The 21,023-nt window shown below is 38.6% G+C and carries 14 protein-coding genes and 2 tRNA genes; 12 read left to right on the forward strand and 4 right to left on the reverse strand.

Annotated elements, in window-relative coordinates:
• Positions 1 to 3: 3 nt before the first annotated feature.
• Positions 4 to 468 carry a GNAT family N-acetyltransferase gene (locus tag ABJH98_RS17115; protein WP_348308971.1) on the forward strand — a complete coding sequence of 155 codons (465 nt, stop codon included), beginning with the start codon at positions 4 to 6 and terminating at the stop codon, positions 466 to 468.
• On the opposite strand, the gene ABJH98_RS17120 is transcribed toward ABJH98_RS17115, so the two are convergent.
• Together ABJH98_RS17120 and ABJH98_RS17125 are read right to left on the reverse strand one after the other, a co-directional pair.
• A complete protein-coding gene (locus ABJH98_RS17120; protein WP_348308972.1) occupies positions 465 to 1,865 on the reverse strand; it encodes an MBL fold metallo-hydrolase in 1,401 nt (466 codons plus the stop codon). The genes ABJH98_RS17115 and ABJH98_RS17120 overlap by 4 nt on opposite strands.
• Positions 1,866 to 1,941: 76 nt before the next feature.
• Entirely contained in the window at positions 1,942 to 3,351 is a 1,410-nt protein-coding gene (locus ABJH98_RS17125) for an aldehyde dehydrogenase family protein (RefSeq protein WP_348308974.1), read from the reverse strand.
• 209 nt (positions 3,352 to 3,560) lie between these two features.
• Between ABJH98_RS17125 and ABJH98_RS17130 the strand changes: the two genes are divergently transcribed.
• Entirely contained in the window at positions 3,561 to 4,346 is a 786-nt protein-coding gene (locus ABJH98_RS17130; protein WP_348308976.1) for a hypothetical protein, read from the forward strand.
• Here the strand turns inward: ABJH98_RS17130 and ABJH98_RS17135 are convergent.
• A complete protein-coding gene (locus tag ABJH98_RS17135) occupies positions 4,343 to 7,270 on the reverse strand; it encodes an SNF2-related protein (protein ID WP_348308978.1) in 2,928 nt (975 codons plus the stop codon). The two genes, ABJH98_RS17130 and ABJH98_RS17135, sit on opposite strands and share 4 nt — an antisense overlap.
• A gap of 195 nt (positions 7,271 to 7,465) precedes the next feature.
• On the opposite strand from ABJH98_RS17135, the gene ABJH98_RS17140 reads away from it, so the two are divergent.
• The 3 genes from ABJH98_RS17140 (at position 7,466) to ABJH98_RS17150 (ending at position 11,513) form a co-directional block, all read left to right on the forward strand.
• Entirely contained in the window at positions 7,466 to 9,874 is a 2,409-nt protein-coding gene (locus ABJH98_RS17140; protein ID WP_348308980.1) for a bifunctional UDP-N-acetylmuramoyl-tripeptide:D-alanyl-D-alanine ligase/alanine racemase, read from the forward strand.
• A gap of 81 nt (positions 9,875 to 9,955) precedes the next feature.
• Positions 9,956 to 10,468, forward strand: a complete 513-nt coding sequence (locus tag ABJH98_RS17145; protein WP_348308982.1) for a hypothetical protein — start codon at positions 9,956 to 9,958, stop codon at positions 10,466 to 10,468.
• Between the two features lie 550 nt (positions 10,469 to 11,018).
• Complete coding sequence (locus tag ABJH98_RS17150; protein WP_348308983.1) at positions 11,019 to 11,513, forward strand: PaaI family thioesterase; 495 nt, start codon at positions 11,019 to 11,021, stop codon at positions 11,511 to 11,513.
• Positions 11,514 to 11,560: 47 nt separating this feature from the next.
• Here the strand turns inward: ABJH98_RS17150 and ABJH98_RS17155 are convergent, their stop codons facing one another.
• Positions 11,561 to 11,911, reverse strand: a complete 351-nt coding sequence (locus ABJH98_RS17155) for a DUF6249 domain-containing protein (protein WP_348308984.1) — start codon at positions 11,909 to 11,911, stop codon at positions 11,561 to 11,563.
• 205 nt (positions 11,912 to 12,116) lie between these two features.
• On the opposite strand from ABJH98_RS17155, the gene ABJH98_RS17160 reads away from it, so the two are divergent.
• The 7 genes from ABJH98_RS17160 (at position 12,117) to ABJH98_RS17190 (ending at position 20,678) form a co-directional block, all read left to right on the forward strand.
• A complete protein-coding gene (locus ABJH98_RS17160; RefSeq protein ID WP_348308986.1) occupies positions 12,117 to 12,692 on the forward strand; it encodes a sigma-70 family RNA polymerase sigma factor in 576 nt (191 codons plus the stop codon).
• 34 nt (positions 12,693 to 12,726) lie between these two features.
• Entirely contained in the window at positions 12,727 to 13,164 is a 438-nt protein-coding gene (locus ABJH98_RS17165) for a hypothetical protein (protein WP_348308988.1), read from the forward strand.
• An 89-nt stretch (positions 13,165 to 13,253) separates the two neighbouring features.
• A tRNA-Gly gene (locus ABJH98_RS17170) sits at positions 13,254 to 13,328 on the forward strand.
• 92 nt (positions 13,329 to 13,420) lie between these two features.
• Positions 13,421 to 13,504 (forward strand) — tRNA-Leu (locus ABJH98_RS17175).
• Positions 13,505 to 13,986: 482 nt separating this feature from the next.
• Positions 13,987 to 17,220 carry a SusC/RagA family TonB-linked outer membrane protein gene (locus ABJH98_RS17180; protein ID WP_348308989.1) on the forward strand — a complete coding sequence of 1,078 codons (3,234 nt, stop codon included), beginning with the start codon at positions 13,987 to 13,989 and terminating at the stop codon, positions 17,218 to 17,220.
• A 4-nt stretch (positions 17,221 to 17,224) separates the two neighbouring features.
• Positions 17,225 to 18,904: a SusD/RagB family nutrient-binding outer membrane lipoprotein gene (locus ABJH98_RS17185; protein WP_348308991.1), complete on the forward strand. Its 1,680-nt coding sequence runs from the start codon at positions 17,225 to 17,227 to the stop codon at positions 18,902 to 18,904.
• A gap of 22 nt (positions 18,905 to 18,926) precedes the next feature.
• The gene (locus ABJH98_RS17190; protein WP_348308993.1) at positions 18,927 to 20,678 is read left to right on the forward strand and encodes a hypothetical protein; all 1,752 of its coding nucleotides are present in this window, start codon (positions 18,927 to 18,929) and stop codon (positions 20,676 to 20,678) included.
• The last annotated feature ends 345 nt before the right edge of the window (positions 20,679 to 21,023 follow it).

The following is a 21,023-nucleotide window of genomic DNA, read 5'->3' on the forward strand; positions in this document are numbered from 1 at the left end:
TTTATGAATCCAGTTACACTTCGTTCAGCAACAATCGCTGATTTGCCCACACTTTATGATTTTGAACAAGGAATTATCCAAGCCGAGCGTCCTTTTGATGCTACATTGAAAGAAGGTCACATCAATTATTATGACCTGAAAGTATTAGTGGAATCAGATCAAGCGGAAGTAATTGTGGCAGCAATTGATGGTGAAGTAGTAGCTTCTGGTTATGCGCATATTTTAGGAGCCAAAGACTATCTGGAGCATGAGAAATTTGCCTATCTCGGTTTCATGTTTGTCAAACCAAATCATAGAGGAAAAGGTATAATAAAGAAAATATTGGATGGGCTAAAAAAGTGGAGTTTGTCACAAGGAATCCACGAGATTAGACTTGAAGTGTATGAAGATAATCAGTCCGCAGTACAGGCTTATGAAAAAGCAGGTTTCAAAAAGCATATGGTAGAAATGAGGTTGAAATTGGATTAAATCCCTCTAAACAATTCAAAGCTCTCTAAATACTTCGGTACTATTACATTAGGCCAAGCCAAATTTTCATTCAATTTTTTAGCAAATTTCTTTGAACTTTCAGGCTCACCATGAATCACAAAAGTAAACTTTGGGGGCTCGCTAATCTGACTTGCCCAGCGCATTAGCTCAGACTGATCGGCATGGGCAGATAATCCTCCAAGTTGCTCTACTTTACAATTAACTTGCACCTCCAACCCAAATATTCTTGAAGTCTTGTCACCTTCTAATATTTTTCTTCCTCGAGATCCTATGGCCTGATAGCCTGCAAAGAGTAAAGTGTCATTCTTCCTTGGAAGTCTATGAAAAAGATGGTGAAGGATTCTGCCGCCAGTGCACATTCCACTTGCTGAAATTATTATTGCCCCTTTTTCAACATTGTTTAAATTGGTTGAAGACGCTTGTGATTTGTAGTATTCAAAATGATGGTCATCGAAAATCGAAGCGTGCTCATTTTTACCTACGCTTAGTTTGTGATCTTTTCTGTGTTTTTTATGCAAATGGGTGGCATTGATAGCCATGGGACTATCGATAAAAATTTTGCATTCTGGGATTAAGTGGTTCTCAAGCAAATAATGAAAGTAGTAAAGGAGTAGCTGTGTTCTGCCAACGGCAAAAGAAGGTATGAGCAAACACCCTTCTCGCTCAAAAGCTTGTTTTACAATTGCTGCAAGTTTCTTTTCAGTTTTTTCTTCTTCATTCATTCTATCTCCATACGTAGATTCTACGAATAGCACATCGGCAGAATTAATAGCTGTAGGGTCATATAATAATGGCTGATCGTATCTGCCCAGATCGCCAGAAAATACAATCTTCTTTTTTTGTGAGCTACCTGTGATGTCAAGAGAAACAATAGATGAACCGAGTATATGGCCAGCATCAAAAAATGTTACTTCTATTTTTTCAGTAATTGAAACACATGTTTTGTATTCGTAAAATTCCAATAAACTCAAAGCCGCTTCTGCATCTTTGATTGTAAATAGTGGCTTTGGTGGGTGGTGCTTTGAGTATCCTTTTTTTCTAGCAAATTCAGCTTCTTCTTCTTGAAGTTTGGCGGCATCTTTTAATAAAATATCTAGGAGTGAAGCAGTGGCGTTGGTACAATAAATGGGGCCAGAAAACCCTTTGTTTACTAATAAAGGCAAATAACCTGAATGGTCAATGTGAGCATGAGTAATGACCACAGCATCAATACTAGAAGGGTCTATTGGAAAGTCATCCCAGTTTCTAAGGCGCAACTCTTTGAGACCTTGAAAAAGCCCACAATCAATTAATAATTTGAAATCATCAATTTCCAATAAATACTTCGAACCTGTTACAGATTCAGCACCCCCAAGAAATTTGACACGGATATTCATGTATTAAAGGTGAGGTTTTTTCATGCCATTGTACATGACCTAAACCATTAGAAAAAGTGATTCAAGTCACTATCGGCTAAAACCACTTAATCATAAAACTGACCACCCATTTTTTGAATCCGTTAAATGGAGGGTAGAATAACAAAGCATTGGTGAGGCCAATTCGTTGGCTAAGAACGGACTTTTGGTTGGAGAATTCCATAAATCCAAACTTCCCATGCGATTTGCCTATACCACTCTGATTCACTCCTCCAAAGGGTAAATTAGGATGCGCATATTGTACCACCACATCATTAATCACCATAGTCCCAGCAGAGGTAGCCTGAGTGATTCGTTTCTTCATTTTCCCACTTTTTGTGAAGAGATATAGAGACAGAGGCTTGTCATTATTATTGATATGATCAATTACATCAGTGATTTCTTCAAAAGTTTTCATTGGTACGATAGGGCCAAAGATCTCTTCTTTCCAGATGCGATTGGTCTCATCTATGTTCGACAAAAGTGTGGGCTCAATGAACTTATCATCTACATTGTATGTGCCTCCAAATTCTACATTCGCACCTGATTTTTTTGCTTCTTCGAGCATATTGATCAATCGATTGGTGTGACCCACATTTACTAACCTGGAGTAATCATCGGTTTGAGCCATTCCTTTGTTTTCACTATCAAATAGTTGCAAAATGTATTTTTTTGCAGACGCTACAAATTTGTCCCTCACCTTCTCGCTTATGAAAATATAGTCAGGAGCGATACAGGTTTGGCCGTTATTGTTGAATCTACCCCAGACTATTTTGCGAGCCGCATCATCTGCATTAGCTGTTTCATCTATGATAACTGGAGACTTGCCTCCAAGCTCTAATGTGACTGAACTCAGGTTTTTCGCAGCAGCTCCCATTATTATTTTACCCACATTGGTGCTACCAGTAAAGAATATGTGATCGAAAGGCAATTCGAGTAAATCGGTAGTTTCGGCAACGGCTCCCTGCACCACCGCCACCTCATCTGGCTGGAAGACATCCGCTACCATTTCTTTAATCAACTCAGATGTTGCTGGGGTATGTTCGGATGGCTTTAAAATGGCAGTATTTCCTGCAGCCAAACAAGAGACCAAAGGGCTTCCGATTAAGTTAAAAGGAAAATTCCATGGCGCTATAATCAAGCAAACTCCTTTTGGTTCTGGTTTGATCCTTGCCGATGTCCCTAAATAGGTCAATCCTGGAGAAACGTGTTGTGGTCTCGCCCATTGATGTAGATGACTTAGTGCGTCATTTATTTCTGTTGTAACGGTAAAAATTTCCGTTATGTCGGTATCAGTTTCTGATTTTCTTAGATCTGAATGTAGCGCCTTTCGAATTTTATCTTTGTTATTGAGAATCCAGGATTTTAGTGCTTTTAACCTTTTCCTTCGATTTACGATAGGTTCGGTTCTGAGTTCTAAACTCTTTTTTTTCTGCAATTCAAATAAAGACTGAAACTGGTTTGCCATTCGATATATTCGTTTAATTGAAGCCAAGAAAGATAATGAAGTCTAGTCGGATTTCGCTTTGTTTATAGTGATACTGCGTATATAAATAGGTAAAAACATGATATTTGGGATGAAAGCGCTTTAATAACCATTGAAGCTCAGTTTACTTTAGTATTTTTGTTAACAATTACGTAACATTGAATTAATATTAAGAAAATCTGAGGCGTAGAATGAAAAAAATTCTCATTGGACTTGCACTTTTGACCTTGCACGTGTCGACGACACTTGCGACGGGAGAGAAGTATTTGTCTAATGATACCAAGCTCGGATTATTCATCAGATCCGAATTTGATAACCTCGAGGTTGACGAAGTATTAGCATATGAGAAGAGTTATGCTTTACTTATAGATAAGCTGAAAGAAAGACAATCTGATTCTAAATCAGAGGCAGCGTTCTTAAAATATGTTTTCTATACGGTCCATCGCAAGATGCTTGGCACGTACGAACAATATGTCACATTCAGTGAGATTTTCAAAAAAGAAAAAAAATATGATTGTGTAACTGGAACTGCTTTGTATGCCTTGATTTTGGATGAATTGGATGTTGCATACGAAGTACATGAAACAGATTATCATGTGTACTTAATAGCCAAATCAGAGGGAAAGGAATATTTATTTGAGTCTACAGATGCTTTAGCTGGCTTTGCCTGGGACCCAAAGGAAATAGCAGAAAGAACTGCCTATGTAGATCAGGAATCTATGCGAATCAACGAAGAATTGGCCATGGCAGGATTAGCAAGCAATGAGCAAGATAGCCAAGGAGCTACTTTCATTAATAATATTGTTGATTTGCGTCAGCTGGCTGGCTTGCACTATTATAACCAGGCACTCAAACAATTTAATGAGAGTGCTTATAGAGAAGCCTATAAGTTGATCATCATTGCCCAAGGCATATATCCGAGCCAACGTATCAAAAATGCTGGATCGTATATGTTTTCAGCTGCCTTTGAAGACTAATCTAGCAACCCAGCAATATCATCTTTAGTTAAAGTTTTCACAAAGCTCTCTTCAGTTGTAATTAGGTCGTCCGCTAGCTTTTTCTTATTCTGTTGTAGCTGTAATATCTTTTCTTCCACCGTGTTTTTGGTGATAAACCTGTAGGTGAAAACCTTGTTTTTCTGACCAATTCTATGCGCTCTATCTATTGCTTGTGCTTCTATGGCAGGATTCCACCATGGGTCTAATAAGAATACATACTCTGCTTCGGTCAAATTGAGTCCCAAGCCACCGGCTTTAAGTGAAATCAGAAATACCTTAATGTCTTTGTCATTTTGGAAGTTTTCTACTTCTTTCTGTCGGTCCTTTGTACTACCATCCAAATAAGAATATTTTATGTTTTGATCCTCTAGATACTTGGATACAATTTTAAGGTGTTTCACAAATTGAGAGAATACCAAAATCTTGTGATTTTTATTAATGGCATTTTCCAACATGTGGCTTATATCTTCCAGTTTGCCAGAATCTTCTTTATAATTCTCATCTGTGAGATAGGGATGATTGGCAATTTGTCGAAGTTTGGTCAATCCTTGTAATATCATGAATTGAGATTTGCCAATGCCACCAGATTCTATTTCCTCCATGATCTTGTCTCTATAGGCGGACTTGACCTTTTCATAAGCTTCTTCCTGCGCTTCAGACATGGTACAATACCTTACATTTTCGATTTTTTCAGGGAGGTCGGTGGCTACTTGTGATTTATGCCTTCTGAGTAAAAAAGGCTTGATAATCGTATAAAGTTTTTTGGTTTTGGCTTCATCGTTTTTCTTTTCAATAGGCAATTGAAATTGATTTCTAAAGAAAGACTTGGCTCCCAATAAACCTGGATTCAGGAACGTCATTTGTGACCATAAGTCCATGGTTGTATTCTCGATTGGCGTGCCCGTGAGAATTAACTTGAAGGAGGAATTCAAATCTCTTACACATTTTGAAATATTGGATTCAGGATTTTTGATTACCTGAGATTCATCCAAAATGATGTAATTGAAATTAAACTCTGCTAACAAATCTATATCCTGTCTGATCAAACCATAAGAGGTAATAACCAAGTCGAATTTGACAAATCGCTTGGGGTCTTTGATTCTTTTTACGCCAGTATAGTTTAAGATCTTAAGCTCAGGAGTAAATTTCTCAGCTTCTTTTTCCCAGTTGTAGATCAATGAAGTTGGCATTACCAATAGACTTGTTCCGTTGTCGTTGCCTTGGTGAACAGACTGCAGCAATGCAAGTGTTTGTACAGTTTTACCAAGACCCATATCATCGGCCAGACAACCACCTAGTCGATATTCGCCCAAAAATCGCATCCAATTAAAACCTGCCTTTTGATAGGGTCTGAGTTCGCCTTTGAATCCTGCAGGGATTTCATAATTTTCAATTGTATCAAAATCTCTCAGTCGTTCGAGCTTATTAGATAATTGTAAATGAGCAAGATTGGACTCATCCAAATCTTTGACCAATGAAATATGATGTTTTTGAAGCTGTAAAGTCTCTTCTTCGCCTTCATCAGCAAATGCCATCAACTCTGAATATTGAGTAAACCACTCTTCTGGTATGACTGCTATCTCCCCATTCGGCAATTCTATTTCGTGTTTTTTCTTTAGGATATAGTTGCGAATAATATGAAAGGGGATTTGAAACTCACCAAATTTGATGATTGCATGAATATCGAACCAGTCTATGTTTTCTTTGATTTCGACGGTCATTTCTGACTTACCTAAGAAGTATTTCTTTTCCCCTTTTCCATTCTGTTTGAGGGTGATGCCAGAATCTTCTAGGAGCTTTTTTGTGCTTTGAATCCAAGAAAATGCCTTCGCCGTTTCCATGGTAGACCTAGCATGCTTGAGTGGCATTCCAGTTTCATTTAAGAAGGCTACAAATTTCTTTTCCTTGTCCAGATTTCTTTTAATTCGATGAAACGTGTAATTGTCATTTTCTTTTTCTACATGAACACTTACTTCTTTCAAGTGTTCTGCGCTATAGTGGTGGTCACCATAGTTGAATTTTAATTCAAATAATATTTTAGACTCAACCGCTGCAGCTCCATTGCCATTAGAATCGAATAGTTCCATGGAATTTCCATTTGATGCCAATTCAGAGAAGTACAACATGGGTTTTACTTCAGCTGTCTCGGTTTTAATGTCAAAACCTTTTGCATATACATCGAAGGAGGCCACTAATGGTGCAACAAATTTGGTGTAATAGTTGTCTTCTATTTTTCTGGGAATTGCAATAAATTTTTTATTGAGGAATGGCTTGATTTTGTTGGCGTCTACATTTTTTTGAAAACTGTATAGCTTGTTTTCTATGACTATAAATGCGGGGTCGTTGCAAAGGATATAGGCGCCTTTATATTGGAATTCAATTTTTTTATCAGCATACTTGATGGTAGGGAAGTAATGAGTGTTTTCTTCATTTCGACGGAAATGAAAAAGCACACTTGCTTTTTCATTGAGCACTTCAATTTCTTTCCAAGCAGGTTCCCCATCATTTCCCATTTCGAACAAGCGCTTGCCATGCATCAAGGGCATGATTTTGGATCTTCTTCGCTCTACATAATTTTTGATTTCTTGTTGGGCATGCTCATCTCCTGATTGTTCATCAAAACATTTCAAAAAGAAAGCGTCAGGCTTAGATTTTTTTCTGTCGTATTTTTTAGCCACTACATCTGGCTGCATCGAATCCATCAATTTGATGAGTTCGTAGTCATGTTCATCCAATCCTTTGTCAAACTCCTTGGCATTTTTGGCAGAGATGTTCTGATGAGAAAAAGTTAACCTGCCTTCACCGTCCAGCTGAATCACAAACGATTCGAACAAATAGCCGAGATACTGGTGCTCAAAAAGCGTGTAAATAATTTGAAAAGGCTGACTTGGAGATACTTTCATATTGACTAATGCAAAAGGTCAATCTTGCGATAATTCTTAAAGGACTAAACTTTGCAAGTTAAACGAAATGAGGTAACTGAAAAGAGAATAGGATGAAAATAATCGATACCATTTTTGTAAATTATTGTATGTAATTTAGAATTCAATCGAGTCACCTTTATATGGCTGTATTTATCACAAAAAGTCAAAGCATCTATGAAATTTAGCGAATTGAATAAAATCACTCAAGGGAATATGTTGCAATTGCCATTGGATATAACGGTGCAAGGGTTGGCATTTGATTCTCGCCAAATTGCCATTCGATCTGGAGTGGTATTTTTCGCTATTTCAGGACAAAATCATGATGGGCACAAGTTTATCAATGATGCGTATGAAAAAGGCGTTCGATTATTTGTCATCGAGAGAGAAGTAAAGATGAAATCTGATGCTTCATACTTTTTAGTAAAAGATGCCATAACAGCAATGCAGGATATGGCGAAGTCTCGCCGAAGTGAATTCAACTATCCAGTCATTGGTATCACAGGCAGCAACGGCAAAACCATTGTTAAAGAATGGTTGGCACAAATGCTTGATGACCAGTTCGACATTGTCAAAAGTCCAAAAAGTTACAATTCGCAATTGGGTGTTCCTTTATCTGTGTGGGCTATGGGGCAGCATCACAATCTAGGGGTTTTCGAAGCGGGAATCTCAAAAGTGGGAGAGATGGAGCGTTTGAAGGAAGTGATTCAACCAACGTTAGGCATCTTCACCAATATTGGCGAAGCACACAATGCAGGGTTTAATGATTTAGGTGAAAAAGCTTTAGAAAAGGCCAAATTATTTACCAATGCTCAAAAAGTCATTTATTGTGCTAACCATGAAAATGTAAAAAAAGCGCTTACCCAAACAGTTTCTGACTCTACTCAGCTTATCCCTTGGAATATCAAGGAGCAAAAAGGGAAAAAGCATACACTGGAAGTGATGGGAAAAGAATTGAGTTTTTTTCTCAAGTACGAAGACCCTGCTTCTGTTGAGAATATCATGCATTGTGCGGCTATGCTGGTGGCACTTGGTTATGATCAGGAATTTATTCAATTGAGATTGAATAGGCTTTCCTCTGTAAAAATGCGATTGGAAATGAAGCAAGCGATTAATCGTTCTTATGTGATTGACGATACATATAACAATGATTTGTATGGTTTGGAGGTTGCGCTAGATTTCTTGGCTCGACAAAATCAACGCTCAAAAAAGACTGTCATTCTCTCTGATTTGTTTCAAACTGGATTGTCGAGCGATGCACTATATCAGCGGGTCAATGAGCTACTTCAAAAAAATAATATTCAAAAATTCATTGGAATTGGTGACGGGATTAATCAATCCAGAAGCTGTTTTCATATACCCGCAGAATTTTATAATTCAACCCAAGAATTGTTGGATTCAGGTTATGTGCCCAACGACGAAATAGTGCTTGTAAAAGGAGCTAGAGATTTCGAATTCGAACTCATCGTCAATAGTCTGGAGCAGAAAGCACATGGAACCATACTAGAAGTAAATCTGGAAAACTTGATTCACAATCTAAACTACTATCGTAGTAAGCTGGAAGATGATACCAAGATTATGGTAATGGTAAAAGCGTTGGCCTACGGAGGAGGAAATTACGAGATAGCTAATTTACTTCAGTTTCACAAGGTAGATTATCTAGGAGTGGCTTATGCGGATGAGGCTGTTGAGTTGCGAAAAAATGGCATTCACATTCCTATCATGATCATGAATGTATCACCGGCTTCATTCAGGTTGTTGAAAGAGTATAATTTGGAGCCAGAAATTTATAGTTTGGATCAACTGATTGATTTTCTGGATTATTTCGAAAACATGCAGGATTTGCCTGCCATTCATATCAAATTAGAAACCGGTATGAATCGTTTGGGGTTCACAGAAAACAATCTGAAACGATTAGTAGAGCAGCTCAAACTAAACAAGCATTTAAAAGTAAAAAGTATTTTTAGCCATTTGGCTGGGAGTGAAGACCCTAGGCATGCAGATTATACCAAACAGCAAGGCGAGCGGTTTGATAGAATGAGTACATTAATCATGGAAAATTTGTGGTACAAGCCAATGCGTCATTTGGTGAACACTGGAGGGATAGCCAATTATCCTGATTTACACTATGATATGGTTAGATTAGGTATAGGTCTTCATGGGTTTGATCCTACTCAAACGGAACAAGGAAAATTGAGAATTGTCAGTGCGTTGAAATGCAATGTTTCTCAAGTGAAAAAAATAGCAGCAGGAGAATCTATTGGTTATGGAAGAAGCGGTTTCGCCAAAAAGGATACTACAATCGCGATCATTCCTATTGGATACGCTGATGGCTATTTACGTGCTTTTGGTAATGGTGTTGGCCAAATGTTGGTCAATGATCAAATGGTATCCACTATCGGTAATGTCTGCATGGATATGACCATGCTGGATGTGACCGATGTAGCAGTCAAATCTGGAGATGAAGTGATTGTTTTTGGCGAAAAACCCAATATTAGCGAGTTAGCTGAGTGGATCAAGACCATTCCTTATGAAATTTTGACCAATGTAAGTCAAAGGGTGAAGAGAGTGTTCTTAAGTGAATAATGCATTTTTCAGTGCGTGAAAATACCGATTGAAGGCCGTTCAATGTGAATCTACATTGCAGTTAACTTAAAGCTCACTGCAATGAAATATCTACAAACACTATTAAGAGTTACCCTAGCCGGACTAATCGGAGCTATGTTACTGCTGGTTAGTTTTTCAAGCTTTGGCTCCACAGAGCCATCAGGGGAGCTTACGCTCAATCGAAAAAATGATGCATTGATGGTTTTTACGCAATGGCATTTTGTTGACTTTCAACTAGAAGAGGGGAATTTGGAATCTCTCAAGTTTACCGCTCATGTACTACCCATTTTTGAAGTGACAAGAAGGGTGTACCTCAATTTGGATGAATATCAGGATCAGGTGATTGTGATGCGAGCGCACGAAGGCAAGCACATGGGAGCAAATCAATACATGGCAAAAGCAGAGATCAGGATCAACGAGTCCATTATATCTGGATACTTCATATATGGTGAGTCGGAAGATCATCGGTACGCAATCGAAGGGCGTTTTGAAACTGAAGATAACCTTGTGGTGCCGGACCTAGGAGGTGAGGACATCAATTATGTGCTAAGAGCCAAGCTGAAGCAAAAATAAAGACAATGTTTTGCGCTCATTTGAGGTGTATATTTTTGTATTCTGGGTGAAGTTTGGTTGTATTTTTCTATGAATTTTAAGTTGTTAATTTAAGTCTATTTTAAAGCATAACTCAAGTAAGCAATCTGTAATTAGCTGTAAATCAAACTGTTAAAAATACCTCACTAGGCGAATTACGCAAATACACTTTAGGGGATTTTACCAATTGACTTAACTAGGGTTGGAGTCTATCTTGCATGCATAATTTAATTTGTAATTCATCACAAATCTTTTTTATGTCAGCTATTGAAAAAATTAGAATCCAAATATTAAGAGCTTACTTCTTAATTTGGGCGGCTGGTCTGGCAGCATTTTTATTTGCTACTACTTGATCATCCACAACCAAGAAATTTTTTAAAATCGACGTCTGGAATTCCTTCATTAGGATTTTCAGACGTCTTTTTTGTTTTGGTCTTGGAAGACTCATTCTTTGAATTTTCTTTTTTCGCTTTCTGTGTCAATTTTTTATGCGTTCTTTCCATCTTCGTTATATAACCCAATAAGAAATTTAATGAATTCAACAGATAAAAAATATTTTCAAAACCACATGCCTGAGAACGTTTGCTTTGGTTGTGGGATCAATAATGACCAGGGTCTTCATATCAAGAGCTATTGGGAGGGGGAGGAGTCGGTTTGTCATTGGCAATCGGAGCATCATCATCACGGGTGGTCAGATCTGATGAATGGTGGCATTATGGCGACTTTGATCGATTGTCACTGCATGGGTACAGCTATGGCATATGCTTATAAAGAAGAAGGGCGAGGCCTAGACTCCATGCCTGAGTACCGTTATGCTACAGGCACTTTGAATGTGAAATACCTGAAGCCAACCTCAAACAAGCATCCCGTGGAATTGAGAGCCAAAGTAGTAGAAGTTAAAGGTAGAAAAACGGTGATGCAGTGTGACTTTTACTGTCAAGGAGAAAAGACCGCAGAGGCGGAGGTAGTTGGCATTCGTGTATTTGACAGTAGTCAGTCCGAAGTGGGTAATGTCTTTAAATCTTAGTTTTTCATAGCTCATGATTTGAATCCTGAGCTATGAAAAACTGATGATTACTCTTTCTTTTGCTTAGCCGCTTCCTTTCTTTCAATGAAATAAGAAGCAAAAAGTCCGGCTCCGCCGAAAATCAAAAGAAAGGAGAACACTGCAGCTTCATCGTCAATGATTCTGGCCTCGGCCACAATATTTCCTACTAATATTCCTATTCCGGCTCCAAACAAAAGCAACCCATATCTTAACGCTGGGAATGAGTTGTTTTTACCGTCGGTTTTAAAAATATTGGCATCTCCTCCTTTTTCAATTAATGCTAGTCTTTCGTCGTTTTGAAATTTTCTAATAACTATTATTACAACGGCGATTGATATGAAAAATACTAGTGGAATTAAAAATTCTGGTCCTTGCATAATTTTAAATTTTTGATTTGCCCATTGGACACTCACTGATTGCATTTGGTTACAGAAAAATAAAAATTTTATTCTTTGTAACTTGAATTGAACTCAAGGCGTCACATCGGATATCAGAAGGTTAAGAGGTAAACCTACAGCACCTAATGATTGAGAATGTTTTTTTTAACAAAACGAGCTTTGAAGCAATAAACCTCACTAGTGAGTGAAAGAGACTATTTCAGATATTCAATTGATAGATCAGATCAAGACTGGAGATATGACCAGTTTTGAAATACTAGTGAATAAACACAAAAGCTTTGCTTTTACCATCGCAGATAGAATACTGCAGAATGAAGAAGATGCTGAAGAAGTGGCACATGATGCTTTTGTGAAGCTTTTAACTTCAATTGATAAATTTAAAGGGGAGTCCAAATTCACTACTTGGTTTTATCGAATAGTAATGAACATGGCTATTAGTCGCACGAGAAAGAAAAGAATCCAAACTGAGGATATCGATACCCGTCCTGATGGCATATCTGAATATTCAAGTTTTGAAGACGTTAGTGGACTTAAGGCTAAGGATAGGACCTATTACTTGAATAAGGCCGTTGGACAATTGAAAGATGAGGAGCGATTGTTGATCACATTGTACTACTTCAATGAATTGGATATGGATGAAATTGTTGAAATCACAAAAATTGATAATGGCAATCTCAAAGTGAAGATTTTTAGAGCGAGGAAAAAACTGGCAAAATTTCTTCGTCAGATGTTGCCGACAGAATTAGAGAGTATCCTTTAATCGAGTATTGATAGAAATACTAACTTTGGAAATTATGGATAGTAACGATAAAGATATTGAGCAATTCGACGCCATAGAAAATGGTAAAATCGCAAATGATTTGAATGATATTCAAGAGTTAGATCAGTGGATGAAATCACTTCCTCTAAAGGAAGTGGGTACTAATTTCACATCTACTGTCATTGCTTCTGCTTTACTTGCCAAAAAGAGAAATGCTAATTTCAAAATACTGATTTGGATGATGGCTTTTTTCGCATCACTTATTATTGCTTCCTTTTTTTTAATAGGTTCGAGCGGGTTGGAATTTGAATTAACATATTTAGATCAAGTGAAAATGCATTCATTAGACGTACTCAATTTAATAGCTGACCCTAAACTCAGACAACTATTTTTAATCATTGAAGCGATCATTTGTTTGGTAGTGATAGAGAAGTTGGTCAGTAGTTTCAGAATCCTGAGACACGCGGCTTAAAAAATATTCTTAAAATATTTAGTGAAAGAGTTGATAAATTAAAGTGGCTATCTATCTTTGCATTCCATTAGCCAATCGGGCTGATAAAAGCGAAAGTAGCTCAGCGGTAGAGCGCCACCTTGCCAAGGTGGGGGTCGCGAGTTCGAACCTCGTCTTTCGCTCCAATTGAGTGTGAGAGTGTATGTGAGTGAGAAGGTGCATAAGCATCGCGCATACACTTTTTTTGTATCCAAATCACGCTTAATTACAGTCTACTGCCGGAATGGTGGAATTGGTAGACACGCAAGACTTAAAATCTTGTGACTTTCGAGTCGTGTGGGTTCAAGTCCCACTTCTGGCACTTAAAAGCTTCCTTTTTGGAAGCTTTTTTTGTTTCGGCAGTATTTCATTTTGATTTCAAGTCTTTTTAAATCCAAATTTAGTGACTTTCGAGCGTGAGGGTTCATGCGGGGCCCACTTCTGAAACTCTGATAACCAGCTACTTACGTGGATGGTTTCTTTGTTTTCAGCCTTTCATGTTTTGGAGTACGACAGATTAAATTTTATCTCGAGATTAAGAATTATAAGACATTTCAATTAAGTCTCAGGCATGTTCGGTGGTCACATCAAAAAAATCATTAATTTTCAGGTTTTACTATTGGAGCATAAGCCTAAATGAGGCTTATTCAAGAGAATTCACAACCCTATCTTATACTTCACTCCTAACCTTAAAGGAAAAGCGTAGTTTTTTCGAATTGTATCTGCATTGAGCAGGACAGGACAGCACAGTTGAATTTTTGCGCACATTTAATTTAGTACAAATTCTAGCAGAATGAACAAAGTATGAAGAGACAATACAAAACTAAATTTCACAAAATAATAGGACTGATAGTGGTCTATTTATTGATTATTTCCCCAGTCTACGGCCAGAGTAGAACGATAAAAGGAAGTGTTTCAGATTCTGATTCAGGCGCAACACTTCCAGGTGTAACTATACTTGCTGGAGATGCTGGAGCTGGAACAGTAACTGACATAGATGGAGCATTTTCAATCGAAGTAGGGCCGGAAATCAAGAGTTTAAAATTCTCCTATGTTGGATTCTTGACACAAGACATTGAAATCGGAAACCAAGAAGTCATTCAGGTTTTGCTGAAACCAGATGCCGAAGTATTAGAAGACGTTGTGGTCACTGCATTGGGGATATCCAGAGAAAAGGAATCATTAGGATATGCCGTTACTGAAGTGGATGGAAAGGAGTTGGCTCAAATAAAAACAATCAACCCGGTAAATGCTCTTTCAGGTAAAGTTGCTGGAGTGGATATTAGTCAGCCAAATACTGGAGCAGGTGGCTCATCCAAAGTGGTCATTCGAGGAAATTCTAAAATTACAGGTACCAATCAACCCTTGTACGTCATCGACGGTGTGCCGATGGATAATGGGAATTTTGGAGAAGCTGGAGAGTATGGAGGAATTGATCAAGGAGACGGCATATCTTCAGTGAATCCGGATGATATTGAATCTATTTCAGTTTTAAAAGGGCCAGCTGCAGCAGCTTTGTATGGCTCAAGGGCTGGTAATGGAGTGATTATGATTACCACGAAAAAATGGAAAGAAACTGGGGGCAACAATTTTAGCATTGATTATTCATCATACTTCACCGCAGAGCAAGTGGTTGGACAGTATAGTGACACACAAAAAATTTACGGACAAGGCATTAATACACCACCCAGAGATCAGGGTGAAGCCACTGGTATGTATAGTTGGGGCCAAAAGTTAAATCCTGATTTGAGCTTTGTTCAATTTGACGGGCAATTGAGAGATTATGGCATTAAAGAAGATAACATTAAATCCTTTTTTCAGACAGGGACCACGATCAATAATACAATTGCTTTTTCAGGTGGAAACGAATTTGCCAATTTCCGTTTTTCTGGTTCTGACATGAGGATGGAAGATATTGTACCCAATAGTGGTCTGGTGAGAAATACATTCAGTTTGAGGGGGAATATGAAAATGTGGAAAAAATTCTCTGTGGACACTAAAGTAACCTATACCAAAGAGCAAGTGGATAACAGACCGTATTTGGGATTTTCTGGAGCGAACTCTGCCTTGCCTTTGATGCAATTGCCATTGAATATTGACCAAAATTGGCTCAATGAAAGTAAGGTAGATGAAAATGGAGACTATTTGTATTGGCATAATGATTCAAGGATTATAAATCCATATTACGCCATGTACAATATGAAAAACGAATCTGACAAAAACAGAGTGATGGGATATTTGTCCTTGACCTATGATTTTAATGATTGGTTGAATCTAAGAGTTAAAGGAGGAGGAGATACTTATTCCTATAAGTATTACAATTACGCACCGTATTCCACGCCTCTACAAGAATCGGGCGAAATGTCAGAAATCAATTCGCGGACAACTGAGACAAATGCAGAGTTCTTACTTACGGCCACCAAGGAGTTTGGCAACTTTGATGGCTCAATAAGTTTAGGAGGAAACAGCAGACATTATGACGTTTCTACAGTAACTACAAATGGTAGGGGACAAGTATCAAAAGGAATCATTTCGATCAACAACTACGGTGATTATTCTTTGAATAAGACGAATCCAAGAGGTGAGATTAATTCGTTTTACGCCTTTGCAAACGTGGGTTATAAAAACTATGCCTTTTTAGATGTGACTGCTCGACAAGACTGGGATTCTACGCTTCCGGAAGATAACAATAGTGTGTTGTACCCATCTTTCACCGGGTCATTTGTTTTTACAAGTGCATTTGATATACAATCTGGTTTGCTTTCTTATGGTAAGGTAAGAGCCTCTTATGCTGAAGTTGGAAATGGTACTGACCCCTATGGTTTAGACAGATCTTACTATCCCTATCCCTATACGTTAGATGGTGCTACATTCTCTACAGAATCTGGATCGATTATACCTAATCCCGATTTAGTAGCGGCTCTAACCAAGGGGTATGAATTTGGATTGGAAGCTAAACTTTTCAATTACCGAGTAGGGCTAGATGTAACCTATTACAATCAAACTACCTTCAACGAAATTGTAAACTTACCTGTATCACTAGCCAGTGGAGGAAAAGCATACAAGTTGATCAATGCAGGCGAGATTAACAATAAGGGTTGGGAAGTGATGTTGAATATTGAGCCAATCAAGACCACTGATTTCCTTTGGGATATGACATTGAATTGGGCTAAAAATAGAAATTCGATTGTGAAATTACATCCCGATGCGAGTACGCAAGAGATTTCAAGAGCCTCGTGGATCAATTCTTTGATTCGAGCTGAAGAGGGTGGCGCCTATGGTGATATCGTTGGATTTGATTTCAAACGATCTCCTTCTGGCCAACCAATAGTAGATGATAATGGATTGCCAATTGTAGGAGACGAGCAAGTAGTACTTGGAAATGGACAATATGATTGGACTGGGGGATTAACAAACAAACTGACCTACAAAGGGTTCGGCCTTAAAGCACATATTGACATGAAATATGGAGCGGATTTGTTGTCCATGACCAATTTGAAACTTTACCAATATGGCCGTCACATCAATACAATAGAAGGACGAGAAGGCTGGAATCAATCTGAAAATGAGAGGCTTGCAGCCAATGTACCTCTGGATGAATGGACACCTACAAATGGTTACCTCGCAGATGGAGTTATAGAAGAAGTAGCTGTAGATGAGAGCGGAACACCCATACTGGATGAAGATGGTAATCAGACCTTTACATATAGAGCTAATGATAAATATTCCAACCCCGTAGATTATTATGGGAGATTGGCCAACAGTAGCATATTGTCTCCATTTGTTTATGACGCATCCTATGTGAAACTAAGAGAGGTTTCGCTGTCCTATTCTTTTCCACAAGAGCTTATGAAAGCTACAGGTTTTATCACTTCAGCAACAGTTTCTTTTGTAGCAAGAAATGTATGGACAATCTGGTCTAATGTTCCTAACATAGATCCAGAATCTACCTATACAGTAAGTAACGGTCAAGGGTACGAATATGCTTCTCTACCACAAAGAAGAAGCTTAGGTTTCAACCTCAATATTAAATTTTAAGAATATGAAGACGAACAATAATTTTTTAGTCTTACTGCTTTTGGTTGCCGGATTTTGGAGCTGTGATGATTTTGATGACTTAAATGAAAATCCTACAAGTTCAACGGTTGCTGATCCTGCATCGTTGGTTTCTACAGTTCAAATTAGACATTCAGGCGAACGAGAGGTGACATGGAGGTCAACCTTTGCTTACCACATGGCAATCATGCAGATGGTGACAGGGGGAGAAGCAGACAGAGGTCAGATCTATATCAATACCCCTTTTTACTTTGAATACTTGTGGGAAGCCTCCTATAAAAATCTTAATGATTTAGAAATCGTCATTGATCAAACATCAGGAGATGAAGCTATGGTCAATTATTTAGCCATGGCTAAAATACTCAAGGTGATGATTTTTGCTCAACTGACAGATTCTTATGGAGATGTGCCATATTTCGAGGCTTCCAAAGGTTATTCTGAGGGAATTATTAAACCCGCATATGACACGCAACAAGACATTTACAATGACTTTTTTGTCCAACTAGATACTGCGGTCAGCTTGTTGAATGTTGAAAAGCCAATCCAGGGAGATTTGATTTTTGATGGAGATGTGAACAAGTGGGCCAAATTCGCGAATTCTCTTCGTTTGAGATATGCCTTGCGACTAGTGAATGTGGATGAAGCCAAGTCTCAGCAAGAGGCTTTGTTGGCATTAGATGGAGGTGTGATGGACGATTATACTGATGCAGCCTATGTAACACATGCCGAATTTGATTACGCCAGTGTGGGTGCTCAAGAAATTAGAGGAAATGCTTTTTCTCAGGTTCAGCACTTTACTACGCAATATACATTGGCATGCAAAACCTATGTCGATTATATGAAGGATACCGTTGATGGAAATGATGTGGTGAGAGACCCTCGACTCCGTTCGATGTTTGGGATATACGGCGAAGCGAATTTTGAGTCGACGCCAGAAAAATCGAAATCAACTACAGAGTCAAGTATAGAAGTGACCGATGAATATCTTGCTTCGGAAGGTATATTGAGAGCATTTCCTCCTGGCTACCAATGGTATAATAACACGGATGACTATGGATTATCACATGGCACTTTGATTGTGCAAAAAGGAGGTCAGGATATAGTCATGTCAAAGCGATTTAAATGCCTCCAAATCAATAAGGAATTGACGGCCTTGGACATGCCAGCTATGTATATGTCGTATGCCGAAGTGGAATTATATAAGGCTGAAATGGCCGCGAGAGGTTGGGGCGGAAATGGAGTTATTAGTGCTCAAGCTCATTTTAGCGAAGCTGTATTGGCTAGTGCAGCCGAATTGGTGAATGTGATGGGAGCAAGGCCTATTGCAGGGGATATTCAGAATTATATCTCGACCATTTGGCCGACTTCTGGAGTTGTGAATGAATTAGAAGTAATCAGCTTACAACAATATATGGTTAATTTTTATAACCCGACAGAGGCTTATGCCAACTGGAGAAGAACAGGGTATCCATTGCTAAAACCAGCGGATCACGCTTTGACAGATCCATTGCTAAATGGACTTATTCCTAGGAGAATGCCCTATCCATCCACGGAGATCAATTTTAATGCTGAAAATGTAGCGCAGCATCTAAGCGAGGGTATGAATGACTGGGGTGCGCCAGTATGGTGGGACGGAAGTAGAGATAGAGGAGTATTGTTGGATTGATTAAGAGCAAAACGTAAAACTTATGAAAGTAAAAAATATATTTATCACGTTTTTAGGAGCCTTTATATTTCTGTTGGCCTGTACCGAAGAATTTGTAAATCCTCCGTTGGAAGATTCAGATCTTGTGATCTATAAATTAGGTTCAGGAGGTAATATTAAAAGTGAGGCTTGGTTAGGGTATGAAGCTTATATTGGTGATTCTGTTGTATTGGATCTTCAAGTAAGTCCGCTGGAAGGCACAGATGTGCGCTATGTATTGCTCGACGAAAACAACAATGAAGAAATCTTAAGTACAAGTTTGCAATACATCTTTTATGCAGAAGAGGAGGGTACACAACTCACCTACTTTATAGCAGAAAGAGGTGCAGTAGCGGATACAGTTCCTATTAATTTTATTGCCTCATTGCCGGGTAGTTATACAAGTAAGTTTAATGCTTGGCAAACTTTGGCATTTGATGAAATGCAAACCGGAACGCTCACTTATGAGTTTGATATGATTCCTAGTAAGGACAATATAGACGCGGTAGTTGGATTAACAAATGTCTCGGCAGTCACGGATTATTCAGCGCTATCAGCGATCGTTAGATTTGATAGAACAGGCATTATTGATTCTTATAATGATGGCTTCTACGATCATGACGCTGAAGTACAATATACAGCGGGTGCTCAATACCATGTGAGAATGGAGGTGGACATCTTCCAAAAGTTGTACAGTGTTTTCGTAACGGATCCCAACCTGAATGAATTCAAAGTAGCTGAGGATTATGTATTTAGAAATAAGTCAGCCAACTTAACGGCCATGGCTCTGGTAGCAGGTGATTGGGAGTTGGATGATCCCGGTACCCATCGGGTATTCAACACCAAATTGACCTCACATACCCAAAATTTAAAGCCTTCGTTTGAAGAGGTTGACGATATACTATTAGTAGAAGGAGCTTATCATGAAGTATTGGTCAAGGCTACAGACCCACTTGGGGATGATGTTACATTGGAGGCTAAATTCCTTCCAAGATATGCGAGGTTCGAAGATTTAGGAGGTGGACAGGGGCTTTTGACATTAAACCCGTATCAGGATTGCTCACAGTGCGATGTTGGAGATGTTGAGATTGAGATCATCGCGTCCAGTTTATCGGCCAGCAATTCACAGCTGATTGATGTGAGTGTGATTAAGGCGGAAATACTGCTGGGTCATATAGGAGATGCAGAAGTATGGTTTGGTGATTTTGCTAATAATCCTGCAAATGTGAACCCATGGAGGAATGACTCGCAAATAATAATTGGAGGAGGTTCCAACTGGCAGGATCCAGAAAATGACATATATGACCTTACTGGTGTTTTTCCTTTTGAGATTCCAGACATGGAGCCTGGCGAACGATTTACATATGCTGCTTTGAACATGTTTGTGAAAGACATTAGCCCTTGGGCTGTACAAGATTATGATTTGTATGGATTGCCTTATCGTTCTGATGAATATGTGCTCGGTACTGATTATTATCAAGGGGCATATAATGGAGACCCTAACGCAACCGCTTTGCAGCAAAGGTTTGCTTATGAGAAAACTGCCAGTGACGCTACGCTGTTTACAAGTTCAGAAGGAAGTCAGGCAGTTATGGATTACCTCAATGCACAACTTGATGCTGGTGCCCAACCTGGAGACTTTGTGTATTTCAGGATTAGTGTAAGTGTTGATGATGCCGAAACTTTCGGCCGAATCATCTTGTGGAGTGCAGATGTTGCTTCAAAGGCACCTCGACTCCTTTATGATATAAATTAATTATCTGGCCTGAAATAAAGATTCAGACTATTTAGTGAAGTGTTTAAGCCATTCCGATAGCTATCGGAATGGCTTTTTGCTTTAAAGCAAAGCAAACATAATTTCTCTATTTCAGAGAAGTCTGATATTATTTGTTCTTATCTGTTCATTGAAAATCTATCCGACATTTTGTTTAAAAGTCTCATCAAAATGTCTATTCCATAGGTCATATGTTTGGACAATATTTGTTACAGTGGGAATTGGACTTGTATGCAAACGGCCAGTAGCATCAGTCAAATCCGTGAATTCAATAGTTAAACAACCAGACCCATTCACACCACAGTGCCCGCTGACGAGAAAAATTAA

The sequence above is a fragment of the Reichenbachiella sp. genome (assembly GCF_039969095.1).
In the GTDB taxonomy this organism is placed as follows: Bacteria; Bacteroidota; Bacteroidia; order Cytophagales; family Cyclobacteriaceae; genus Reichenbachiella.

Bases quoted from the DNA above. Each gene is read 5' to 3' on its own strand.
- ABJH98_RS17115 (WP_348308971.1), top strand. From the start codon at position 4: ATGAATCCAGTTACACTTCGTTCAGCAACAATCGCTGATTTGCCCACA.
- ABJH98_RS17140 (WP_348308980.1), top strand. From the start codon at position 7,466: ATGAAATTTAGCGAATTGAATAAAATCACTCAAGGGAATATGTTGCAA.
- ABJH98_RS17165 (WP_348308988.1), top strand. From the start codon at position 12,727: ATGGATAGTAACGATAAAGATATTGAGCAATTCGACGCCATAGAAAAT.
- ABJH98_RS17130 (WP_348308976.1), top strand. From the start codon at position 3,561: ATGAAAAAAATTCTCATTGGACTTGCACTTTTGACCTTGCACGTGTCG.
- ABJH98_RS17145 (WP_348308982.1), top strand. From the start codon at position 9,956: ATGAAATATCTACAAACACTATTAAGAGTTACCCTAGCCGGACTAATC.
- ABJH98_RS17135 (WP_348308978.1), bottom strand. From the start codon at position 7,270: ATGAAAGTATCTCCAAGTCAGCCTTTTCAAATTATTTACACGCTTTTT.
- ABJH98_RS17190 (WP_348308993.1), top strand. From the start codon at position 18,927: ATGAAAGTAAAAAATATATTTATCACGTTTTTAGGAGCCTTTATATTT.
- ABJH98_RS17120 (WP_348308972.1), bottom strand. From the start codon at position 1,865: ATGAATATCCGTGTCAAATTTCTTGGGGGTGCTGAATCTGTAACAGGT.
- ABJH98_RS17185 (WP_348308991.1), top strand. From the start codon at position 17,225: ATGAAGACGAACAATAATTTTTTAGTCTTACTGCTTTTGGTTGCCGGA.
- ABJH98_RS17180 (WP_348308989.1), top strand. From the start codon at position 13,987: ATGAAGAGACAATACAAAACTAAATTTCACAAAATAATAGGACTGATA.
- ABJH98_RS17155 (WP_348308984.1), bottom strand. From the start codon at position 11,911: ATGCAAGGACCAGAATTTTTAATTCCACTAGTATTTTTCATATCAATC.
- ABJH98_RS17150 (WP_348308983.1), top strand. From the start codon at position 11,019: ATGAATTCAACAGATAAAAAATATTTTCAAAACCACATGCCTGAGAAC.
- ABJH98_RS17125 (WP_348308974.1), bottom strand. From the start codon at position 3,351: ATGGCAAACCAGTTTCAGTCTTTATTTGAATTGCAGAAAAAAAAGAGT.